This is a genomic window from Planococcus sp. TJ-307 (assembly GCF_058268435.1).
This window is the reverse complement of sequence record NZ_JBZDOJ010000001.1, coordinates 598,982-622,639: the sequence shown is the minus strand read 5'-3', so window position 1 is coordinate 622,639 and position 23,658 is coordinate 598,982. Positions and strand designations below refer to the sequence as shown.

20 protein-coding genes are annotated in these 23,658 nt (G+C 44.9%); 8 read left to right on the top strand and 12 right to left on the bottom strand.

Translation table 11 applies throughout. From position 1 onward, the window contains the following. Positions 1 to 87: 87 nt before the first annotated feature. The gene (locus AC4EHK_RS03045; protein WP_490977325.1) at positions 88 to 1,911 is read right to left on the bottom strand and encodes a cation:proton antiporter; all 1,824 of its coding nucleotides are present in this window, start codon (positions 1,909 to 1,911) and stop codon (positions 88 to 90) included. Between the two features lie 146 nt (positions 1,912 to 2,057). Here AC4EHK_RS03045 and AC4EHK_RS03040 point away from each other — a divergent pair, with 146 nt between their 5' ends. Beyond that, complete coding sequence (locus AC4EHK_RS03040; RefSeq protein ID WP_490977324.1) at positions 2,058 to 2,240, top strand: SE1832 family protein; 183 nt, start codon at positions 2,058 to 2,060, stop codon at positions 2,238 to 2,240. A 37-nt stretch (positions 2,241 to 2,277) separates the two neighbouring features. Beyond that, positions 2,278 to 3,840 carry an ABC-F family ATP-binding cassette domain-containing protein gene (locus AC4EHK_RS03035; protein WP_490977323.1) on the top strand — a complete coding sequence of 521 codons (1,563 nt, stop codon included), beginning with the start codon at positions 2,278 to 2,280 and terminating at the stop codon, positions 3,838 to 3,840. 42 nt (positions 3,841 to 3,882) lie between these two features. Here the strand turns inward: AC4EHK_RS03035 and AC4EHK_RS03030 are convergent, their stop codons facing one another. The 3 genes from AC4EHK_RS03030 to AC4EHK_RS03020 form a co-directional block, all read right to left on the bottom strand. Further along, positions 3,883 to 5,337 (bottom strand): phospholipase D family protein, encoded by a 1,455-nt coding sequence (locus AC4EHK_RS03030; protein ID WP_490977322.1) that lies wholly within the window; start codon positions 5,335 to 5,337, stop codon positions 3,883 to 3,885. A gap of 90 nt (positions 5,338 to 5,427) precedes the next feature. Then, entirely contained in the window at positions 5,428 to 5,964 is a 537-nt protein-coding gene (locus tag AC4EHK_RS03025; RefSeq protein ID WP_490977321.1) for an RNA polymerase sigma factor, read from the bottom strand. 155 nt (positions 5,965 to 6,119) lie between these two features. Then, the gene (locus AC4EHK_RS03020; protein ID WP_490977320.1) at positions 6,120 to 7,367 is read right to left on the bottom strand and encodes a hemolysin family protein; all 1,248 of its coding nucleotides are present in this window, start codon (positions 7,365 to 7,367) and stop codon (positions 6,120 to 6,122) included. A gap of 149 nt (positions 7,368 to 7,516) precedes the next feature. Between AC4EHK_RS03020 and AC4EHK_RS03015 the strand changes: the two genes are divergently transcribed. The 4 genes from AC4EHK_RS03015 (at position 7,517) to AC4EHK_RS03000 (ending at position 11,651) form a co-directional block, all read left to right on the top strand. Beyond that, positions 7,517 to 8,893 (top strand): dipeptidase, encoded by a 1,377-nt coding sequence (locus AC4EHK_RS03015; RefSeq protein ID WP_490977319.1) that lies wholly within the window; start codon positions 7,517 to 7,519, stop codon positions 8,891 to 8,893. Between the two features lie 79 nt (positions 8,894 to 8,972). Further along, on the top strand, positions 8,973 to 9,545 hold the full coding sequence (locus tag AC4EHK_RS03010) for a glycerol-3-phosphate acyltransferase (RefSeq protein ID WP_490977318.1): 573 nt from the start codon (positions 8,973 to 8,975) through the stop codon (positions 9,543 to 9,545). A gap of 94 nt (positions 9,546 to 9,639) precedes the next feature. After that, positions 9,640 to 10,497 carry a DegV family protein gene (locus AC4EHK_RS03005; RefSeq protein WP_490977317.1) on the top strand — a complete coding sequence of 286 codons (858 nt, stop codon included), beginning with the start codon at positions 9,640 to 9,642 and terminating at the stop codon, positions 10,495 to 10,497. A gap of 134 nt (positions 10,498 to 10,631) precedes the next feature. Continuing rightward, positions 10,632 to 11,651 carry a DUF2804 domain-containing protein gene (locus AC4EHK_RS03000; protein WP_490977316.1) on the top strand — a complete coding sequence of 340 codons (1,020 nt, stop codon included), beginning with the start codon at positions 10,632 to 10,634 and terminating at the stop codon, positions 11,649 to 11,651. A 126-nt stretch (positions 11,652 to 11,777) separates the two neighbouring features. Here AC4EHK_RS03000 and AC4EHK_RS02995 read toward each other — a convergent pair whose 3' ends face one another. Together AC4EHK_RS02995 and kynA are read right to left on the bottom strand one after the other, a co-directional pair. Then, positions 11,778 to 12,506 carry a glycerophosphodiester phosphodiesterase family protein gene (locus AC4EHK_RS02995; RefSeq protein WP_490977315.1) on the bottom strand — a complete coding sequence of 243 codons (729 nt, stop codon included), beginning with the start codon at positions 12,504 to 12,506 and terminating at the stop codon, positions 11,778 to 11,780. Positions 12,507 to 12,516: 10 nt separating this feature from the next. Beyond that, the gene (gene kynA / locus AC4EHK_RS02990) at positions 12,517 to 13,371 is read right to left on the bottom strand and encodes a tryptophan 2,3-dioxygenase (RefSeq protein ID WP_490977314.1); all 855 of its coding nucleotides are present in this window, start codon (positions 13,369 to 13,371) and stop codon (positions 12,517 to 12,519) included. Between the two features lie 135 nt (positions 13,372 to 13,506). Here kynA and AC4EHK_RS02985 point away from each other — a divergent pair, with 135 nt between their 5' ends. Continuing rightward, complete coding sequence (locus AC4EHK_RS02985) at positions 13,507 to 13,998, top strand: YusW family protein (protein WP_490977313.1); 492 nt, start codon at positions 13,507 to 13,509, stop codon at positions 13,996 to 13,998. 40 nt (positions 13,999 to 14,038) lie between these two features. On the opposite strand, the gene AC4EHK_RS02980 is transcribed toward AC4EHK_RS02985, so the two are convergent. From AC4EHK_RS02980 to AC4EHK_RS02955, 6 genes are all read right to left on the bottom strand, one after another. Further along, entirely contained in the window at positions 14,039 to 14,884 is an 846-nt protein-coding gene (locus AC4EHK_RS02980; protein WP_490977312.1) for a GNAT family N-acetyltransferase, read from the bottom strand. 158 nt (positions 14,885 to 15,042) lie between these two features. Next, positions 15,043 to 16,866, bottom strand: coding sequence for an ABC transporter ATP-binding protein (locus AC4EHK_RS02975; protein WP_490977915.1), 1,824 nt, complete (start codon positions 16,864 to 16,866; stop codon positions 15,043 to 15,045). Then, positions 16,859 to 18,586 (bottom strand): ABC transporter ATP-binding protein, encoded by a 1,728-nt coding sequence (locus tag AC4EHK_RS02970; protein WP_490977311.1) that lies wholly within the window; start codon positions 18,584 to 18,586, stop codon positions 16,859 to 16,861. Before AC4EHK_RS02970 ends, AC4EHK_RS02975 begins: the two co-directional genes overlap by 8 nt. Positions 18,587 to 18,775: 189 nt before the next feature. Beyond that, on the bottom strand, positions 18,776 to 19,690 hold the full coding sequence (locus tag AC4EHK_RS02965) for a DMT family transporter (RefSeq protein ID WP_490977310.1): 915 nt from the start codon (positions 19,688 to 19,690) through the stop codon (positions 18,776 to 18,778). A gap of 54 nt (positions 19,691 to 19,744) precedes the next feature. Next, the gene (locus AC4EHK_RS02960) at positions 19,745 to 20,806 is read right to left on the bottom strand and encodes a copper resistance D family protein (protein ID WP_490977309.1); all 1,062 of its coding nucleotides are present in this window, start codon (positions 20,804 to 20,806) and stop codon (positions 19,745 to 19,747) included. After that, positions 20,803 to 21,339 carry a copper resistance CopC family protein gene (locus AC4EHK_RS02955; RefSeq protein ID WP_490977308.1) on the bottom strand — a complete coding sequence of 179 codons (537 nt, stop codon included), beginning with the start codon at positions 21,337 to 21,339 and terminating at the stop codon, positions 20,803 to 20,805. Before AC4EHK_RS02955 ends, AC4EHK_RS02960 begins: the two co-directional genes overlap by 4 nt. Positions 21,340 to 21,505: 166 nt before the next feature. On the opposite strand from AC4EHK_RS02955, the gene AC4EHK_RS02950 reads away from it, so the two are divergent. Continuing rightward, positions 21,506 to 23,512: an EAL domain-containing protein gene (locus AC4EHK_RS02950; protein ID WP_490977307.1), complete on the top strand. Its 2,007-nt coding sequence runs from the start codon at positions 21,506 to 21,508 to the stop codon at positions 23,510 to 23,512. The last annotated feature ends 146 nt before the right edge of the window (positions 23,513 to 23,658 follow it).

Genomic DNA, 23,658 nt, shown 5'->3' with positions numbered 1-23,658 from the left:
CCGCATCATTGCAGACAATGCGTTTGGTTTCATCATAACAAACCCTGTTTCATAATACGCACCGAAATAGCTTAGAGGCAGAAGATTTCATTCTTTAGTCTGAGTAGCGATTTTGACGCGGTTGTTTTCCAGGCGTTCTTGAGCTCGATCCGACTGGCGGACGGGTGACGTGAAGCTGACAATCGAGTCTCCCGGCTTCGGTTCGAGTTTATTGCTGTCAGCGAAGAATTCAATCTTGCCTTGTGGCCGTTGAACAAAGAGCGGAATGGTGTCATCCGTCCATTTTTCCAGAAAATCTTCGTAGCTAAACTGCTCTGTCAATTGTGTTTTGCGCATTGTGTAGCCTTGTTCTGCTTTCATCTCCAGCTCATGGATATTCCATTTATCGCCGAACAAGGTGCGGCCGCTTAACGAAGAATGGAAATCTGCTGGGTCACCATCGTGGATCGCTGTCTGGTAAAGATTCGAACGTCCCATTTCCGGAACAAAATTATTGACGACTAATGCGTTATAAGAATCCGTTTCAGTCGCAACAATCATCGTTTCGTATGCCGTCATTTCTACCTCATAATCGGTATGTTCAGATAAAATTTCTCCAGCGTAAGTCGTCAAACCTACTTGGCGTGCCCCTTGCAAACTGCCCCAGGAAGGATCGACAATCATCACATTTTTATTAAGGTCGGCCAATACTTCACCCAGCTTGGTTGCAAACCGGCTGGCCCCCACAATAATAATGCCCGGCTCTTCTGCAGTCGCAAGGCCAAGCTTCCTGCCCAGCCAGCCAATCGTGAAGCCGTGGGCAACAACCGTAGAAAAGACCAGCGCAAAAGTTAGAGCCGTCAGCAGTTCCGCGTCAGGAAAGCCGGCATCGAGCAGCACTCCGGAGAAATAACCAGAGACTGTCAGTGCCACAATGCCGCGCGGCGCAATCCAGCCAACCAGCGTTTTTTCCTGATTTGTCAGGTCGGTGCCGATTGTCGACAGCCAAATTGATAGCGGCCGGACAATAAACAGCGTTGCCAAGACAAATGAAATGATTTGCCAATTGAAGATTTCAATTAATACGTCGAGGCTTAAAGAAGCGGTCAGCATCACAAAAATACCGGAGATCAAAAGAACTGAAATATTTTCTTTGAAATGCCGCATGTCGTTGATTGAGGCGATGTTCATATTGGCCATGATCATCCCCATGGCTGTGACTGCCAGCAGGCCGGTTTCGTGCATGACCATATCCGACACTACAAAAGTCAGCAGGACCACCCCAAAAACCATTGGTGCTTTTAGAAATTCGGGCACTTGCCCTTTTTCAAACATCATTCCCATCAAACCGCCAGCCCCGGCACCAAGCGCCACCGCAAATAAAGATGCCAGGAAAAACAAGCCAAACGCTGAAGCTGTTTCATCACCGATGGCAAACAGCACAAACTGGAATGCAAACAAAGCGAGCAGCGCACCAAATGGATCCACTACAATGCCTTCCCATTTCAAAATCGCGGCTGGACGTGTTTTTAACTTTGCTTGCCGAAGCAGCGGCAAGATCACGGTTGGCCCGGTCACGATAAAGAGCCCCCCGATGACAAATGCCACTGCCCACGATAGCCCTGCGATGTAATGGGCTGCAAAAGATCCGACTATCCAGGCGATAAATGCACCAAGCGTCACAATTCGCAAAATCGGTTTGCCAAAAGTACGAATTTCTTTAAAGTTCAAATTCAAGCTGCCTTCAAAAAGGATAATGGCGACTGCCAATGAAATAAATGGGTTGAACAACTCACCAAAACTTTCAGCGGGATCAATGATGCCGAAAATCGGACCAACCAGCAGTCCGGCAATGGACATCAGGACGATTGCAGGAAGCCGAAGACGCCATGCGATCCATTGAGAGAGCACTCCCAGAAAAATAATGAGCATTAAGTCGAATAATAAAGTATCAATGGCTTGTCACTTCCTTATGTTCTTTTTTGGAATTATACAGGTTTTATATAGTGAAGGAAAATCGTAAAAGATTCAACTTTTATGATTTTGTGTTACAATGGTAGAAAAATAAGGGTGATTTTGTGAACAGACAGGAATTGGAATACGCAATTGCTGAGCTTAAGATGGATTATGTTCGCCACCAAGGTGATATCGAAAAGCTCGAAACGACTGGACACGCCGGCATGGTGGAGAAAGCAGAATTGCGTTTGGAAAAAATGGAACTACAACTTGCGGAATTAAACCAAAAACTCGCGGATCTGTAACCGCGATTTTTTTTATGATATTGGAGGAATTTATTAAATGAGTTTATTAACAGTAGAAAAATTAAGCCACACATTCGGTGATCGGACGCTTTTTAACGATGTATCGTTCCGGTTGGTTGAAGGTGAACATGTAGGATTGGTCGGTGCCAATGGCGTCGGGAAATCGACAATGATGAATATTTTAACGGGCAAAATCATCCACGATGACGGGCGCGTTGAATGGCAGCCACGGACGCATTACGGTTACCTGGATCAGCATACACAACTGCAGCCTGGACGCACAATCCGCGAAACGCTGCAAGATGCATTCCTGCCTCTATATCAGAAAGAAGCGGAGTTGAATGATATCGCCATGCAAATGGGCGATGCCGACCCTGAACGCCTTGAAGAGCTGCTTGAGCAGATGGCGGAAGCACAGGACGCTTTGGATGCTGGAGATTTTTACACCCTGGATGGTAAAGTCGAAGAAATCGCTCGCGGCCTTGGCCTTGATGCAATCGGCCTTGACCGCAATGTAGAAGCTTTATCCGGCGGACAACGTACGAAGCTGTTGCTTGCCAAGCTATTGCTTGAAAAACCGAAAGTTTTGCTGCTGGATGAGCCGACCAACTATCTTGACGAAGAGCATATTCAATGGCTTGTCAATTATTTGAAAAACTATCCGCATGCGTTCTTGTTGATTTCGCATGATACGGAATTCATGAGCAGTGTCACCAGTGTCATTTTCCACTTGGAATTTTCACGTTTGACGCGCTACACAGCGACATACGAAAAATTCATCGAACTTGCCGAATTGAGCAAGCAACAGCATTTGGATGCCTATGAAAGACAGGAAGACATGATCAAGAAAACTGAGACCTTCATTGCAAAAAACAAAGCACGTGCTTCTACAACCGGTCGCGCCAAGTCTCGACAGAAACAGCTGGATCGCATGGATCGCATCGACAAGCCGGAAGTTGCTGCAAAACCGCAATTTGCTTTTAAAGAAACACGCAGCCCAAGCCGTTACGTGGTGGAAGCCGAAGCTCTTTCCATCGGCTACGAAAAACCGCTGTTGCCGCCGCTAACGTTCATGATTGAACGCGGCGAAAAAATCGCGCTTGTCGGCATGAACGGCGTCGGGAAATCGACCTTGCTGAAAACAATGCTCGGCAAAATCAAACCGCTTGACGGGGATGTTCTGCGCGGTGAGTATTTGACGCCAAGCTATTTTGAACAGGAAGTCAAAGCACCGACCCACACACCACTCGATGAAATTTGGGCTGCTTATCCAAGCATGGACCAAGGCCAGGTCCGTGGCGCACTCGCCCGGACAGGGTTAAAGAACGAGCATATCTCCCGTCCCATGACGCAGCTAAGCGGTGGCGAACAAGCCAAAGTCCGCCTATGCAAATTGATGATGGAAGAAAGCAACTGGCTGATTTTCGATGAGCCAACCAATCACTTGGACATCGATGCAAAAGCTGAATTGAAACGCGCGATGCAAGCTTACAAAGGCACCATCGTTCTCGTAAGCCACGAACCTGAATTTTACGAAGGCCTGGCCACTAAAGTCTGGGACGTTGAAGAATGGATTTCAGCCGGCAAAACGGTGCAATAACACATAAAAATGCCTCTTCTGGAAAACCAGAAGAGGCATTTTTTAATAAGTTGTCAGTTTGAACAGTTTTTGGAAACCATAAATTCCGCGCTGCCAAAACGTGAAATCGTCTTGATATTCTTCTGTCTCCAGTGTGTAAAGGGCATCTTCGTTATCCCACAGACGGTCAAAATAAGTTTCCATATCTCCAGTCAGTTCGCTGTCGTTCGGTGCCACAATCCGGATATTGCTCTCCAGGTTGTAATCATTGAACGCACGCTCCGTATAGTTGGTGGATCCCCCCGAAATGATCGTTTCATCCGAAGTTTGGATCATGATGGATTTTGTGTGGAACTGTCCGACCACAGCATTATACCAGCGGACCTCCAGATGGTCTTCTGACTCTGACAGCATCTCGTGGACTACTGGGCGGTTAGGCAAACCCGTTTTTTCATTGCCAAATGCATTCTCATTGGCATCCAGAATCAGCCGAACGTTAACGCCGCGATTGGCAGCATCTGTTAATGCATTAACGACACTGGTTTCCGCGATATAGAACATGGCCAATTGAATCGAATCGCCTTCTGCCGTTTTCTCAATATCCGATAGCAAAGCATCCAGCACTTTTCGCTCCGTTAAATATTGCGCCTGATACTCTCCCTGTTGTTCGGCCACCTCGATTCTAGGCAATTCCGGTCCACCTGAAAATAAAGAGACGGCCTCTTCTGCTTCCAAAATATCATTTAGCACAGGGCCGCTGACTTTAAACGCCATATTGCCGTGCAGGCCACTGGCATTGTGGGGATTTGCAGAACTGATGATGGCTTCTTTTTCAGTAATAACTGCTTTTCGGTGATTGGCTTTGATGTTCATCATCTTCAAGTAGGAAGATACCGTTAAATCAGGGGCGTCGCTTGACATTCCATTTGGCACCCAGCCTCTGCCTCCAGCATCAAACCACTGAAAGATGACGCGGTAAAATCCGGAATACAGCGGCGTTGAATCACGAAGCTTGTCCAAGTCTGTAGTGATGACTTCTACCCCTTCATCTTCCAATGTACCTAAAAACTGACTTTCATAAGATCCATAACCATAATTCAATGGATCGGTAATAAAATAGATAGGGAAATTCGGATTTTCTTCTTTCTTATCCAATAAATGATCGGTCAAAGTTTCCGCTACTGCTGGAAAATCCATGTCCTGATCGTTGTAATTATCAAAAAGAAACAAGTCGATGACGACAAATTCTTCTGCCTCATCAATCATGTCGTAAATTTCATTGAATATCCGCAGCTCGCTCTCGGTTTCCGTGCCTTCTTTATCTTGCGCATAAGACAAATCATAAATCATTTCAATTTGCTCAACCGCATGGAGGTCTCCCTCGCTTGAAACACCTTCAGGCAAAGGCTTAAACGTTTGCCACGCTATAACTACAATATACAGGAATGCCAGAATACCAACGGTGCCCATGACAATCCGCTTTCTTCTGCTCCATTCCTGAAACTTTCTCTTTTTCATGAACTTTCCCCCTCCTGTTTATTATAACCAGTTAGAGAAAAAATTCCTTATAATATTTTCCATAAAAAAACAACCGAAAACTCGGTTGTTTTAAGTCGCTACCACATATTCACGCGTACGTGCATCTTCCATCAACATGTCTTTTAAACGCTGTTTTCCACGGAACAAACGGGATTTGACTGTACCGATTGATACTTTCATCGCATCTGCAATTTCAATCAATGAGTATTGGTGAACATAAAAGTAAAGGATGGTGGTGCGGTAAATCGAATCCAGCTCTGAAATCTTGTGGCGAATCATCACAGATACGTCTTGTTTCTCCAACAGTTCAGCTGCACCCGCTGAATCAGAAGGAATCAAATCCAGCAACGAGACATCTAAGCCTTCTGGCTGTTGAATCATATGTTTGCTGCGCCGTACATTTTTGCGGTAACGATCACGGAACGTATTCATGCAGATAGTTGTCAGCCATGCTTTTACATGATCCACTTCCGCAATAGAAGATTCGTAACGTACAACTTTCAGCCACACTTCCTGCATCAAATCTTCCGCTTCTGCTTTATTGCGTGTCAGTTTTAAGCATAAATGATAAATATACCGATTGTACTCTGTGTATAACGTTTCCATGATCGTGCCCCCGTCCGTTCTGCTTGTCCAGCTTTCGCTTTCTCTTAACCTTATATTGACGGAAGTTAGCCTTTCACTCTATCGCTTCTGCTTTCATTCTCCTTACAAAGGTGTAATAAAAGGAAAAAATCCGCTGTCCAAAGACAGCGGATTTTCTATGCTAACACTTCTTCTTGAGTATCGATTTTCGTAATTGTTAAGCGAACAATGCGGTTACGGTCCATTTCGTTGACTTCAACTTGAAGATTTTCATACGTAAACTGTTCGCCTTCGTCCGGCACATGCCCCAGTTGCTGCATCACAAAACCGGCGATTGTGTCATGGTCGTTCGGCACTTCCACTTTGAACATGTCGTTAACATCCTCAATTTCGAGACGGCCGTGGCATGACAGCACAGTATCTGTCATTTCAAAAACCAGTTCATCGTCTTCTTCATCTGTTTCATCTTCGATATCCTGGCCAATCATTTCCTCGATAATGTCTTCATGCGTAACAATACCGAGTGTTCCGCCGTATTCATCCAAAATTACAGCCATGTGTTTTTTCTTTGCCATCATCAATTTAAAGACTTTTTCCACGCTGACCGATTGCACCACAAACAGTGGATTGTCGTCCATCAGTTCTTCCAGCGTTAAATTCGGGTTCATGGACCATTCAATCAGCTTTTTCGAATAAAATAAGCCAACGACGTTGTCCATGCTCTCCTCGTATACCGGATAACGTGTATAGGAAGAATCCAAAATCAAGTCGCGCACTTCTTCATATGTGGAGTCAATGGCGATGCCAACCGTGTCTGTTCGATGGGTAGACATGACATCTGAAACATCTTTATGAGGGAAATCCAGCACCCCTTTGATGCGGTCTGATTCATCTTCCTCAAACGTTCCTTCAGTAGAAGCAATATCGACCATTGTGCGCAACTCTTCTTTTGTCATACTTGCTTCTTTCACAGATCCTTTTGAAATGATGCGAATGAAAATATTTGTAAATTGTGCCAGCAACCAAGTTAACGGTTTTAAAATAACGACTAAAAAACTGATAACAGGCAGTACGATATATGCCACTTTATCCGAAAATGTAGCTGCAATTGTTTTTGGCAGCACTTCCCCAAAAATAATCAGAACCACTGTTAAAATAGCTGTCGCAAGTCCGACTTCCCAGCCTCTCGTGATGGCAATGGTCGTCACTAAAGTTGGCAACATGATGTTGGCAATGTTGTTCCCGATCAAGATGGTCGTGATCATTCGGTCCGGCTTCGCGATTAGCTTTTGCAGTTTTTGCGATTTAACATCACCCTGCTCTGCGCGAAGTTGGACCTTCATCCTATTTACTGCGGTTAATGCCGTTTCGCTTCCCGATAAGAAGAACGACATCATTAAAAAGATACCTAATGCTATGAACAAGTTTATTTCCTCCAGTATTATAAACACCTAATTTTACGAACTCTTTCCGTATTGAACACTATACCATAGCCAATTTCCACTTGTCGAAAACCAAAACTTGATATGTTATAATTTTTTCATACGCTAATCTAACGAATCGAGGGATCTTGATGAATGCTCAAGCCATAGACCAACACTTTAAAGACAACCGGGAATCTCACCTGGAAGAACTAAAATTATTTTTGCGCATTCCCTCCGTCAGCTCTTTGTCTGAACATAAAGCAGATATGCAAAAAGGAGCAGAGTGGCTGATTAACGCATTGGAAAGTGCCGGTTTGGAAAACGCCCAAATCGACGAAACCGAAGGCCACCCGGTTGTTTACGCCGACTGGCTCCATGCAGAGGGCAAACCAACTGTGCTCGTATACGGCCATTACGATGTTCAGCCGGTAGATCCCCTTCACCTTTGGGAATCCGCTCCCTTTGAACCACAGGTGCGCGACAATAAACTTTATGCCCGTGGTGCAAGCGATGACAAAGGCCAAGTTTTCATGCACATTAAAGCGATCGAAGCCTTATTAAAATTAGATGGCGAATTGCCGGTTAACATCAAATTAATTATTGAAGGCGAAGAAGAGATCGGCAGTCCAAACCTTCCGAAGTATGTCGAAGAAAATCAAGAATTGCTGAAGGCCGATGTTATCGTCATCTCCGATACCGGCATGCAAGGACCAGGCCGTCCAGCGGTCTGCTACGGCTTGCGTGGACTTGCCGGTATCCAAATTGATGTCAAAGGACCAAAAGGCGATTTGCACTCTGGGCTATACGGCGGTGCTGTTCAAAACCCGCTGCACGCCATCGTGGAAATCCTGCAGTCGTTCCGTGACCAGGAAGGCCTGATTCAAGTAGAAGGTTTTTACGACGACGTTCTTGATGTTTCCGAAAAAGAACGCGAAGAATTTGCAGCACTTGAGTTTGATCTGGAGCATGAGAAAGAAGAAATCGGCATCTCAGAAGACTTTGGCGAAAAAGGTTATTCTTTCGTTGAACGTACGTGGATCCGCCCAACACTGGAAGTGAACGGCATCACGGGAGGCTTTTCAGGTGAAGGCATCAAGACCGTACTGCCTGCAGAAGCCAGCACTAAAATCACTTGTCGCCTGGTGCCAAACCAGGATCCTGACGACATCGTTGCAAAACTAAAAGCCCATGTGGAATCACACAAGCCAACTGGTGTTGCTGTTGAGATTACTGAGTTTGATAAAGGAAAACCGTTCCTGACGCCGTATGATCACCCTGCCATTCAGGCAGCTGGCCGTTCTTATGAAAAAATATACGGCGTGCCAACCGCATTTACACGAATGGGGGGATCGATTCCGATTGTTGCCGCATTTGATGAAATTCTCGGATTGCCTGTTGTCTTAATGGGCTTCGGACTTGCATCTGAAAATTTCCACGCACCGAATGAACATTTCCATTTGGAGAACTTCGATAAAGGGCTTCGCGTTATCAGCGATTACCTTTTTGAAGCCTCAAAATTAAACTAATTATATGTATAAAGGCCTTCCCTGAATAACGGGAAGGCCTTTATACTCTATTCTCATTTCAAAATAGGAGGGATTCCTAATGATCGTTTATTGGTTGCTTTCGTATGTCATCGGAAACTTTTTGACAGCCTGGTGGATTGGCAAATGGAAAGGCGTCGATTTGCGGCAGCAGCGCAGCGGCAATTTAGGGGCCAGAAACGCCGGCGCGGCGCTTGGGAAATTAGCCTTTCTGCTGACTTTTCTGGGTGATGCAGGAAAGGGCGCACTTGTGGTTTGGCTCGGCTTTGTGTTTCATTTTTCGATTTGGCAAATCGCTGTAGCAGGCTTAGCCGTCATTTTGGGGCATTTGTTTCCTTTCTGGCTCAAATACTGTGGCGGCAAAGGCATTGCAGCTTTTGTCGGTGTTACGTTTTGTCTAACGCCCGATTTATTTTTGGCCATGTTCATTTTGTTCTTCGCCTTTTTCCCGTGGTTCAAAAGTGCGACTTTATCCATGCTCGCAAGCTTTGCAGGATTTATCGCGATGTCCATTATTTTGCAGGTTTGGCCAATTACTTGGCCGTTGATTGTAGCTATAATTATTATTGTAATTAAGCACAAAGGAGATATCGAAGAATCGTTCAATAGCCGGTTCCGCTCAACTTCTGTGTAGAAATACCAGTTTATTCAGCTATTACTATCGCTGAAATATTATCCATGTTATAGTTTTTATAATCTAATAATTCTAAAAAAAGGGGAGTTTTTGTATGAAGAAACCGATTGCATGGGTTATGGATACAACGGGGTTTGTCACTGAAGAATTTAAAGCGCATCCAGACGTTTACATTGTTCCATTGAATATTCATTTTGGTACTGAGGAGTTTATTGATGACGGGGTGGATTTAACGAATGATGAACTTTACCAGCGCATCAAAGATTCTGCTGACTTCCCAAAAACGTCCCAGCCATCAGCCGGTAAATTTTCGGAACTCTACGACAAACTAAAAGAAGAATACGACTGTGCAATTGCTGTCCATGCTTCTGCAAAACTCAGCGGAACCATCGCCTCCTCCACTGCCGGTGCTGAAATGAGCGAATTCAAGGTTTACGCTGTTGATTCATTAGCACTTTCATACGGCCTATCGGGCTTGGTTGAGCGTGGCTTAAAACTTCAGGAACAAGGAATAAAAGCAGAAGAAATTGCGCAGCGGCTCGAAAAGGAAACTGCGAATTTCCGAAACTATATTTTAATTGGCAACCTGTCCCAGTTGTACAAAGGCGGCCGAATGAGCGGTGCCCAGTATTACTTAGGCAGCCTGCTGCAGATTAAACCGATCGTTCAGTTAACCCCTGAAGGTGAGTTGAAACCAACCGATAAAGTACGGTCACACAAAAAAGCAATTCAGTATTTGATTAATCATGCCAAAAAAGATTACGAAGAGCATGGCGTCCGAAGATTTCAAATCATGCATGGCCATGTAACGAAAGAAGCTGAAGGTTTAAAACAGGAAGTCCTAAAAGAAATGCCCGAGGCTGAAATTTTAGTAGGTGACTTGAGTTCATCGCTTGCTGTCCATGCTGGAGAAGGCACACTCGCTTTCCAGTGGAGACGAGAAGCTTTGTAGAGTTCTTCTGCAACTAATGGAGGATAAAGCTGTTCAATTTTCAGATTTTTTGTTTGAACACATCGGTGCTAACCGGATATTCCGCTTTTGTTCTGCTACAATAAGAGTAGAAGAATGATGGTGAGGTGGATTTAATGCAACATGTGGAACGAGAACTTACTGAATTTGTAAAACTTTGTGATGCAAGAGGCCAATTAAATCCAAAAGCTATTGGGTATGCAAAACAGCCATTGGTGGAAAGCAACTTAAGCGGCAATTTTATGCGCAAGAAAAAATGGAATTACTGGTGTGTGTTTGGGGACGAAATTTTGTTTTCAGCAACCATTTCGCATTTGGATTATGCGACTGTTTGTTTTGTTTATTTCCTCAATTATGAAACGCAGCGTTTTTACGAGAAAACAATTGTGGTTCCGTATACACGGCATGTAAAACTGTCCGAAAATGCATTGGATCCCTGTCATTTCCGCAGCGATTCCATGACCATCGAGTCGGTTTACAGTCAGGACGCCACACACTTAACCGTCAGCGTCAAAGAATTTGATGGTGAAGATCTTGAAGCAATTCTGGTTATTTCTCACCCCGAGGATTACGAATCCTTGAACGTGGTCATTCCTTGGAATCGTCAAACCTTCCAATTTACCGGAAAGCATAGTTCACTTCCGGTAACTGGCATGGTCAAAATTGGCAGCCAACGTTTTGAATTTGAAAAACTGGATAGTTTTGCGGTATTGGATTATGGACGAGGCATTTGGCCAAGAGAATCGCTATGGAATTGGGGGATGGCCTCGCAGCGCTCTCTGGGAAAAGTGATTGGTTTGAATTTAGGCGGAAAGTGGACAGACGGCACTGGAATGACAGAAAACGCATTTTTTGTGAATGGCAAAATGACCAAAATCCATGAAGATGTCTTGTTTGATTATGATCGGGAAGACTTCAAAAAACCGTGGCTGGTCCACAGCAAATTCTCCGATGATGTCCAACTGACCTTCTCGCCTTTTTTCGAGCGTGTATCGAAAGCAGATGTGCGCTTTGTCAAATCGGAAGTTCACCAGCTTTTTGGCTATTATGATGGCTATGTTCGCTACGGCAATGGCAAAAAGCTGAAAATCACACGGCTCCTTGGTTCCATCGAGGAGCATTATGCAAAATGGTAATACGAAAAGCCGAATTGGGGAATCCCAATTCGGCTTTTCTATATTTTTTTACATTTTGGATACAAACAACGAGCTTTCTAACTTTATTCAAATAAAATTTGGAGATGGGGCTTGCATCAATTCGACTCAGTAAGATATCTTTTCTTCAAAATGTGCCAGCATCTTTTCGGGATGATCCGTAAAGATTCCGTGGACCCCAATTTTTTGCAATTCTTCGGCGTAAGCTATGTCATTGACTGTATAGACATAGACGATCGCCCCTTTTCGCAGAGCATCGGTGGTCATTCTTCTGAAAGCTGATGGCAGCGATACATGGATGCGCTTTGTTCCGATGACACGTGCATAATCGTAAACATCCACCAACACTTCAAATGTCAGAATGGCGCTTTCTACTTGCTTTCCTTGCACAACAGACTGGATATCTTCATGATTAAAAGAAGAAATTAGCACACGATCGGTGAATCCGCGTTTGGCGGCCAAATCAACTACCTTATCTGCTAAGCCGTCATAAGGAAAAACATCGGTCTTCAGCTCGATATTCAACCTATGATTGGTTTCTTCAAAGATATCGAATATTTCGTCCAAGGTCGGAATCTCTTCCCTGCTCCATTCCTCAGAACGCCAAGAACCACAATCCAATTCTTTCAATTCTTTTAAGGTCATGTCTTTTACATAGCCTTTGCCATTTGTCGTTCGGTTGACTTTTTCGTCGTGAATGACGACAATTTCTCCGTCTTTCGTTAAATGCACATCAATTTCGACGCCCGTAATCGGCAATTCAGCCGCAGCACGAAAGGCCGCTAATGTATTTTCTGGATAGGTGCCTGAACAGCCTCTATGCGCATAAATCTTCACAAAACCCCTCCTAAATGTCTGTCCGTATTTCCCAAAGCTCTGGGAAAAAATATTGATCCAGCACTTTTTTCAAATAATTGACGCCTGATGAACCACCAGTTCCCTGTTTAAAGCCTATCACACGTTCCACTGTCTTCATATGGCGGAATCGCCATTGCTGGAGCCAGTCTTCAATGTCCACCAATTTTTCTGCCAGCTGGTAAAGTTCCCAATATGTATCCACATCGCGATAAACTGTTTTCCAAGCAGCACGAACGCTTTCGTTGGACTCATACACCTTACTGACATCGCGCTGCAGAACTTCATCGTCGATCGCGAACCCGCTTCTCGCCAGCTTTTGAATCGCAGCATCATAAAGTCCTGGAGCATTAAACGCCTGTTCAAGCTCCGCATGAAGCGGTGCATCTTTTTCATAGATTTTCAGCACATGCTGGGTTTTGTAGCCAAGGGCAAACTCAATCATGCGGTACTGATAGGATTGGAAACCGCTGGAATTGCCCAAATCATCGCGAAACTCCATATATTCTGCAGGTGTCAATGTTGACAACACGTCCCACCCTTGGATAATCTGGGATTGAATGCGCGACACTCGTGCCAATTGCTTGAACGCCGGCTGCAGATCATCTTTATGAATATTGTCGATGGCTGCCCTCAATTCGTGCAAAATCAGCTTCATCCATAGTTCCGAAACTTGGTGGATGATGATGAACAAGGTTTCATCATGATGACCGCTGACACCGTCCTGCGCTGTCAGTAACTTATCCAAATGCAGGTAGTCTCCATAAGTCATGCTTTCTTTGAAATCCGTGCGGATGTTTTTCTCAGATGCGGCAGCGACATTTTGCCCATTTTCGTAATTATTCATCAAAATTGCTCCGTTCGAACTCGGCTTTGGCTCTGCTGTTCTCAGTTGTTGCCTATCCTGTAAAAAATTGATTAATCTTAAGAATTCGAGTACATTCTTAATGTAAGTATAAGCTATTTGGAAGGATGGAATCAGATGATTTTCAACAAAAAAAATGCACTAGCTTCTTTACTTTTTTCTTCAGCTTTAATTTTAGGCGCCTGTGGCGACGATGAACAAGTGACTCAACCGGTAAACAATGATAACCAGGAACAACCCGCCGAAACAGGAAACACAGACACCACATCTTCTGAATTTGGAGAAACATTCGGTTTTACGGATTTCGACTTTAATGTCGACTTTCCCGATATGGACGACATGATTGAAATTAGCTACGAAGAAGATCGCGACCAAATTGAAGCTGAATACAAAAACAAAATGACAGACACGGACGTATCCGGAAATGCTGCTATGGATGAAATCGAACCCGGTTTTAGCCAACTTGAGCTGACAGCTGAAACACCTGATGCAGATGTCATTGCGCAAGTCATCGAAGCTTTTGGTGTTGAAGACGGATTTACTGAACTTGAAATCGAAATCAGATTTCCTGACGGGACAGAAAAAGAATATCAACAAAACGGCAACTAATTTCATTGCCAAGAGCGATTCGCCTATGCGAATGGCTTTTTTATTGCAAATGACGTTTCCAATAGAAAATAGTTTGGATTCTGCTAAAGCCTGATTTCTCATAAACATGCAATGCTTCGTTGTTCGTTTCTACATCCAGCAAAACTTCTTGCAGTTCGCGCTGAAACGCCAAGTTCCGGCACCATTTCAAAAATTGTTTGCCATATCCTTGGCCTTGCTGCTCAGGATGGACCGCAAATGCGGTCACCCATAAAGCATTTCCCTCGACCACAAGCGTTGCGGTAGCAAGCAGCTGTTGATCTTTCTGAAGCAGCCAAATCTCCCTATCCGGGTCCACCATATTGTGTTCCATAATTGCCAACACCGTGTCATCAAAAGCTGCGGTCAACAATTCCGCCAGTTCTTTCGCTTGTCCTGCATATGGAACAACCGTTGCCTCTTCAAACAAATTGGCGTCTGGCAACGGCTCTGCAGAAAGTAGAATTTCGTTGAAATCTGGCAAGTATCCAATGCTCTCCATAAACGCAGCTACTTCGGCATCATTGACAAAAGCCGCCAATTCGCTTTCTGCCTGGCGTTGGCTTAAGGCATGGGATACACCATCTGCTAATGCTGATCCAAGTGATAGACGCCGGTAATCCGGGTGAACAAATAACGACCATTCGTAATGATGCAGCCCCACCATATCTGCAGCTGCAGCAAAACCGATCAACTCTTCTTTACCTGTATAAGCAATCACAGCAAAGCCTCTTGCATCGGCTGCTCTCCAAAGAGATGGATGAAGGACTGTTCTTTGCTCAACTGGCAAGTCCGTCAGCAGCTGCTCCATATCACTGGCTGTTTGGTTATCTACTGGAAATGAAACAATTGATAATGATAAATCCATCTGGCAACCTCCTCTCGACATTTATTGCTCAATGTTTCTCTGTGTTTTATCCTATCATAGCGCAGGCAAATTCGGTATTGGGCAAAAATACATCCAACACTAAAAGCCTGCTCCGCATTTCCGGAACAGACTTTTTTATTGCGATATGATGAACGGTTTTACAACTTCGCATCTTCCAGCATATTGGCATAAATGCCATTTGCGTTTAACAGCTGCTGCTGCGTTCCCGATTCGACCAATTTCCCCATCTCCATAACCAAGACCAAATCGGCTTTTCGCACCGTATTCAACCGGTGGGCGATGACAAAGCTGGTGCGGCCCGCCATGAGCCGTTCCAATGCCTCTTGTATCTTCAGTTCGGTGACCGTATCGATGCTGCTCGTTGCCTCGTCCAACAACAAAATAACCGGATCAGCAATCAACGCACGAGCGATGGACAGCAATTGCTTTTGGCCTTGGCTGATCATGGATCCGTCGCCCGTCAGAATTGTGTCATAGCCATCTGGCAGCTTTTCGATAAAGTCGTGGGCATTTGCGCCTTTTGCCGCTTTCACCACTTCTTCATCAGTAGCGTCCAATTTGCCGTAGCGGATGTTGTCGCTGACCGTTGCTTCAAACAGAAATGGGTCCTGCAGCACAAAGGCAATTTGTTTGCGCAAAGTTTCCCGGGGCATTGCAGCAATCGGCGTGCCATCCAGACGGATCTCACCTTCATTGGCGTCATAAAAACGCGCCAATAATTGCATGATCGTCGTTTTCCCTGCACCAGTTGCCCCAACAAGTGCTGTGGTTTGGCCAATGCCAACAGAAAAACTGACGTTGCGAATGGTCCAATCTTCCTCTGCTCCTTCGTATTTAAAAGAAACCTGATCGAAAACCACTTCGCCTTCCAATTGCTTGTCCTCATTCAAGACCAAGTCGTCTTTTTCTTCTGCTTCATCCATAATCGAGAAAACCCGCTCCGCTCCAGCTATTGCAGACAAAACAGTATTAAACTGATTGGCCAAATCATTTAATGGACGGGTAAACTGGCGCGAGTACTCCGTGAAGATCACAATAACGCCGATTGACACAGAACCATTGAGTGCCAGGATTCCTCCAACACCGGCTACAATCGCAAAACTCCCGTTGTTAAGGAAGTTCATCACTTTTGGAATAAACCCTGCATAAGTCCAAGCCCAAAATCCGGCATGGCGGAGCCGCTCGCTTTTTTCACGAAATTCTTCCATGACGCGGGGTTCCTGTGAAAAGGCCTTAACGATTTTCTGGCCTGAAATCGTTTCTTCGATCATGCCATTCAGCTCGCCAATCGCTTTTTGCTGTTCTTTATAAAGCCGCCCTGTACGTTTGGTGATCCACTGGATCGAAATGTACATGAGTGGAATGATGATTAAGGTCAATAACGTCAGTAATGGACTCAAGGTCAGCATGACAATGGCCGTACCGGTCAAGGTCAAAATACTGGAAAACACTTGGATAAATGACGTATTCAAAGTGGCCGAAACGTTTTCAATATCATTGGTCATCCGGCTCATTAATTCCCCGTGCTGCCGCTTGTCAAAAAAGCTGACCGGCAAGCGCTGAAGATGTGAAAAAAGCCGCGTCCGCAAGCGAAAAATCACTTGCTGAGCAATGCCCACCATCCAAAAGTTCTGCAAATACAAAGAGACAGAATGGCCAATGTACACGACAATCAACCATAATACGACGATTCCCATCCCATCGAAACTCTGGGGAACAATGTATTCATCAATGATGTAGCCGATTAAATAAGGACCAAGCAGCGCTAAGGCCGAACTGACAAATACAAGTGCCAACACAATAATTAGCAAGAAGCGCTGTTCATCGACCAGCTTCCAAACTTTCAGAAGAGTGGATTTCCAGTTTTCAGCGCGCTCAGACTTTTTCTCTTTCTTTTTTTTCAAATCTTCTTTCGTTAAAATTGGCTCATGTCCGAAAGGGCGGCGAATGGCATTAAACATATTCATCAACCTCCTCTTCTTGTTGGGACATCGCAATTTGGCGATACAGCTCCGAACTCTTCATCAGCTCTTCGTGAGTTCCGTAAGCGGAGATCCTGCCATCTTCCAGCAGCAGGATGCGGTCGGTTCTCATCGCCGTCCGTATTTTCTGAGTCACCACGAGCATGGTCGCTGCTTCCCGGTCCAGCTCTTCCCAAAGAGCGGCTTCGGTTTTGACATCGAGCGCACTTGTGCTGTCATCCAAAATTAAAACGGACGGTTTGCGCACCAAAGCACGGGCGATGGACAAACGTTGTTTTTGGCCACCGGATAAATTGACGCCTTTTTGACCGACGCGTGTAAAGTAGCCTTTCGGAAAACGCTCCACTGTTTCGTGAATCTGCGCTTTGGCAGCTGCGTCAGCCAATTCCTCCTGCACGACTTTGTCTTTGCCCCAAGACAAATTATTGGAAATCGTTCCGGTAAAAAGAAGCGACTGTTGCGGCACAATGCCGATCGTTTTGCGCAGCGCACGCAGCGACCAATCTGTGACATCTGTGCCGTGCACCGATACCGTTCCTTCCGTTGCATCGTAAAATCGCGGCAGCAGCTGCAGCAAGGAAGATTTCCCGGAGCCGGTTGCTCCCATAATGGCCAGTTTTTCATTGGCCTTCAAGTGGAATGAAACATTCTGCAGAACCGGCTGTGAACTTTCCGGATAGGTGAACGACACATTATCAAACTTGACTTCCCCGCGGCGCAGGGCTTTAACCTCACCGATCTCGTCCTTTTCACGACTATCTTCAGCTAACAGAACTTCTTCAATCCGTTCAGAAGAAGCTTTCGCACGTGCGAAAATCATGATGATAAATGAGAACATCGTGAAAGCACCCGTCATGCGCATTGCATAGTTGACAATCGCAACCAATTCACCGATTTGGGCTCCTCCGCTTCGAATTTCAAATGCCCCAAACCACAAAACGGCCAATAACGATAAATTCATGCCGAACAATAAAATCGGCAAAATGATTTCCATGATTCTGAAGGCTTTTACTGTATCGATTTTCAATGCTCCTGCCACTTCAGAAAAACGGTTCGCTTCATATTTCCCGCGGAGATATGCTTTGATTAGACGCACTGCCTGCAGATTTTCCTGGACAATTCGGTTGACGCGATCCAGGCGTTTTTGGACAAAGCCAAAATAGCTGACGCCTTTTTTAACCATGACGTATAGAAAGATCAGCAAAAAAGGAAAGACAATAATCAAATAAAAGGCTAATTTGGGATTGACGACAAACGCCATAATCATACTTCCCACCACGAGCAAAGGAGCACGCAGCATGATCCGCAAGCCCATATACAGAACTTGCTGGACCATTGTGACGTCACTCGTCAAACGTGTGATCAAACCAGAGGCTGGAAATTTATTGAACATTGCCAATGAAAAAGATTGAATCCGCCCATAAAGTGCCTGGCGAAGATCAAACGAAAAACTTTGCGAGGCATGTGCAGCAAAATACGAATTGATGATTCCTGAAGCAAAAGCGATAACAGATAGCCCCATCAGCAAAATTCCTAATTGAATAATTACATCTTGATCTCTTTCTACAATTCCTTGGTCAATAATATTGGCGATGACAAGCGGCTGAAGCAATTCCACTGTCAATTCCAGAAGCATTAAGATCAACGCGATGGCCATATAAAATTTATATGGTTTTGCGTATGAAAATACGGTTTTCATGAGAAGGCCTCCTAAACGTTTCGAAACTCGAACCTTTGTATTGAATAGTATGCCATAATTTTCAGATATCGAATAGGAATTTCTATTTTAAACCAGAAAACGACGCCTCTTTGGAAGACATCGTTTAAAATATGAAATGCATTATTTTCTTTGGCTCGAACAATGAGCAGAACATCCATGTTCCTGCCCTTACTCCAGTTCTACCTTGTTCTTTTTGGGACTGCCGGCTAGCGACAGCCAAGTGACAAAAACCAGCATCCCCAGAGCACCGGCCAATTGAACCGGAGACAGCACCTGCCCGAACCAGAACATGGAAATGACCATCGCGGTCAGCGGCTCCATTGATGACAGGATACTGGTTTCAACCGCGGTGATGTAACGCATGCTGCTGAGGAACAAGACGAAAGCAGCTGTTCCAATGACGATGATGGAAAAAATTGCACCGATGACCGGCAGTTGGGTTAGGACTGGCCATTCCTCTGATAAGAAAATTGGATTTACCAGTCCAAGAAAAATGCCGCCAAAAAGCATCGACCAGCCGACAACGAGCAACACGCCCCATTCCTGCATCAAGCGCGCCGGGTACAGTGTATAAAAAGTAAAAGCCAGGCCTACCAAGATGCCCCAGAAAAAGGCTTGGCCGCTGATGATCAACTGATCAGGTCTGCCGTTGGTTAGCAGCAAAAACAAGCCCGCCAGCGTTCCAGCCATACCGATAATTTGATAGCTTGGCGGTATTTTTCTATGAGTGATGGAAACAAAGAGAATAACATAGACGGGAGCTAAAAATTGCATCAAGGTTGCCACCACTGCATTGCTTGCTTCAATCGCCGCAACAAAGCTGTACTGGACGCCAAGCATTCCCAATATGGAGAAAATCAGCAAGGGACGAACCCATGTTTTATTGCGGAATATGGCTGTGACGCGTACACCTTTGAGTTTTAGGAACAGCAGCAGGAAAAGGCCAGCCACAATCAAACGGATGGTCAAAAGAAATGATACGGAAATCCTGTAGACCTCCATGGTCCATTCCATTAGAGGTCCTGTGGCTCCCCACAGCATGGCCCCAATCAATATCATGGAAATTCCTTTTAAACGTTCCATGCTTTCACTCCTTTCAACAGAAAAACCAATCCCGAAAGATTGGTTGGAAATAAGTTAAAATGACAGGTTCATCATTAACCCCACGTAGAAACTGATGATAAATCCGATACTAAACAGCAACGTCAGCCAAGCATTTAGCTGACGGTAAAATCCTACCAGCACTAAGGCCAGCAACAATAAACTGAGTCCCATCAACAGCGAGCCATTTAATGTCCAATCCAATCCTGCCGTAAGCGGAATGTATAATGGACCAGCCAATTGTTCAATCAGCCACCCGCTGCCCTCAATCCGCAGCGTATCGTTAACATCATGGGGAGGTGCCTGCTTGCTCATAAATGCTGTGAACACGAAAACCAACAAAAGCAGGATGCTTTCTACTTTCAGCCAAGCTTGCTGGAATACTTTTTTCTTGTTGAGAAAACCATTGATTAATGCTGCCAGGAGTACAGGAATAATGCTGAGGTGCTTCAGCAGGAGCAACTGCCCATAAGGCAAGGCCCAAGAATTGGCATAGTCAGCCGGTGCCACAAAAAAGAACATGATGACAATGCCACTGGCCATCACAACGGCTACACAGAACAACGCAAACGGCGTAAACCAGGCCACAAATCGCGGCCAATTCATTCCTTCTCTTGTAAACCAGGCCACGTGGAGAAGCACACCTGCCCACATCGCCATAAACAGAACATGGATGGAATGGAGAACAAATCCGGCCCACAGGTCAAGAGTCGAAACGTGGCTGTAGAAGCCGACAGTCAGGATTAACAGGAACAAATAAAGCGCCTGAATATAGCGGCTTCCACCCAAATAGATGGCAATGGCCAGGACAACACTGAACAGCAATGTGATCATCCATCCTTGGCCTACGCGAAATCCAGTAATGGCATTCAGGTAAGAGTCACTCCAGCCTTGGGTGCTTTGAAGAAACACCGCAAGTTCATATACGGGGCTAAATGACAGCAAAACAATTCCAGCCGTGCTGAGCAGCAGCAGAACTTTGGATGTAGCGACCTGCGGTTTACGGTCTTCCGGCACAAATTGCAGGATAACCGAACCCGCTAAATAAGAAAAGGCAATATACAACAAGACATCGGCAAATGCAGTGATAAATATCATTTCTTTTTCATCACCACTTTATAGATTCCGAAGACTGCCAAAACGACAACAAGCCCGAGCAATATTGTGACAAGAACATTGCTGCCGTCTTCAGTTGCGGCTGGTGCCGCTTCTTGCTCTGATGCTGCAACAGATGGTTCTGCTGGCTCTTCAGCTTCCTCGGGAGAAGTAGCTTCTTCTTTGGTTTTCATTGAGACAGTAAAGGCAATTTCACCTTCAATCGGATGGCCGTCCTCTCCAATGATCTTCCACAGAATCCGGTAACTGCCACTCTGCAGAGGTTCATTAAGCTCAGCTGCCATTAGATCTTCCTCTACAGTAACGCGGTCAAATTCAACCGATCCGCTTTCGCCAACAAGCGTCATTGAACTGCCCTCTTCAATTCTTGTGCCAAAAACCAACTCTACTTGTTCCAAAGCTTGGGTTAGGTTTTCCCCTTCCGCTGGGTTTGATGACAACAATGTTGTATGCGCTTGAACCGATAAAGGTAAAATTAGAATCAGGAATAAACCAATAAAAAATTTATATAACATTTTTTTACCTCTATTTTCATATGATTTATGCCTATTCTCTCACGATTGTCAATGAAAGGATAGTGAAAAATCAGTGACTTTCGTGTAGAGATTATTTTGAAAAGGATGACGATATACCTTTTCTTCTCTATAATGAAAGTACACTACGGTTAAGGAGAGTCAACGAATGAGCGAATTGCAAGGAAAACTAGCTGATACCCTCGTTTTCAACCATATTCCTTTCCCCATCATCATTTTAGACCAAAACGGCTTGATTGCCTGGTGCAACCAGCATGCTGAGCGCGTTTTCCAAATAGAATCCGAAGCGGTCAAAGGACAGCTTTCTCCTTATATGAATCCTGAAAAAGCAGCGTTAAGCAAGCATTCATGGGACACATTATTACATACTGAGGAACCGGTTAAATTTGAAGATGTGGAAATCGAATTGGGCGATGGAATAAAGGCTTACACTACTGTTGTAGCCAAATCCTACACTTCAGACAACGAACAGTTTGTTATGACGATCTATGAGTTGGATGAAGGAGACGCGGAAGGATCCGCCCCTAAAGAATTAAACCATTTGCGCAATGGTTTGGACGACTCTTTTATGCTGCTTTATTTTGATCAGGAATTTTTGATTACATATGCAAATCCCTTATTTTTGAAGTTAAGCAAATGGACACCAAAGCGGATTTTAGGCAAGCCGGTATGGCACATGTTCGGAGATGGTGCGGCAGATGTTCAATTTGTTGACTCCATTTTATCGACGCTAAGAGAAGGCAATGTCTGGAACGGCGAAGCGAAAAAAGTAAAAAAAGATGGCGAAATTTACTGGGTTGACCTAACTGCCATTCCGATGCAGCTGTCCAAAGATGATACGTATTATATTTTCCTGGAAAAAGATATAACAGCCAATAAAAAAGCCCAGCAGCATCTTGAGGAAATTGCATTTATCGATCCTGTAACGGGTTTGGAAAACCGGCATCGGCTTGAGCAAGTGGTCAATGAATATATAGAAGAGGGACGCCACTTCTCCTTCATCTTCCTCGACATTGATCGTTTTTATACTTTGCGTGACGTGTCAGATACCGACACTGAAAATGAATTGCTTATCGAATTTACGAAGCGCCTGCGGATGTACTTTTCAGATTCCATTATTACACGCGCTGGCCTGCATGAATTTGCATTAGTGACACCCCTCAGCAATTGGTTTATTGAAGGGTTTCTTCATTACCTTAAGCAGCATCCCATCTACCTGCAGGGGACAGCTGTACCTATGACGATCAGCGGGGCGATTACAAAATACCCTGAAGACCAGCAGAGCTTCATGCATTTGATCAAAGCTTCTTATGCGACCATCAAAAAAGTGAAGGATCGCGGAGGCAGTGCCATTTCCGCACTGACATCCGATGACCACGAGCGATTAAACCGCAAAGCCTTAATCGAAAAAAGATTGATCTACGCATTGGACCGCAAAAACCTGCAGCTTTTATACCAACCGCAGGTTAACTTGAACAATGGAAAAGTCGAACGCGTAGAAGCACTCGTACGCTGGACCGATTCAGAAATCGGTATTGTTACGCCTGACGAATTGATTCCGATTGCAGAAGAAAATGGCTTAATCAATGAAATCGGCAGCTTTGTCATCGAAACGGCCACTAAGCAATTGAGCGATTGGCAATCTAAAGACATCGACTTGCAGATCAGCATCAACTCATCGATTCGTGAATTCAGAGACAAAGATATGGGCAAACTGCTCCTTGAGCAACTAAAAATCAACAATTGCAAAGCCAGCTCTTTGATGATTGAAATCACAGAGAAATTTGCTCTTGAAGCCGAGGCCGAACGTTCTATTATGACGCAGATGAAGCTCCTTCACCAAGAAGGCATCAGCTTTGCATTGGATGACTTTGGGACGGGCTACGCTTCGTTCCGTTACATGCTCATGCTGCCAATATCTGCATTAAAAATCGATCAGACGATTATCCAATCCATCACCAAACAAGAAAAAATTCAAAAGTTGATCAACGGCATGATTCAATTTGGCAAATCACTTGACCTTCAAGTAACAGCTGAAGGTGTTGAAACCAACGAACAATTCGAGCTTTTGCGCGCCATGGGCTGTGACAGCCTGCAAGGCTACATCATCGGCCACCCAATGACAGCAGAAGACCTAGAAAAATGGCTGGGGTAAACAGAAAAGCGCAAGCACCCGTGTAGATTTGACGGGCATAAGACAGACCGGCGAAGCGGCGCTCTTTGCCGCACAGTCGGGCTGGCTTATGACCCTAGAATCTGGGTGCTGGAGCTGGACAATACAGAAAAGTAGAAGTGCCCGTG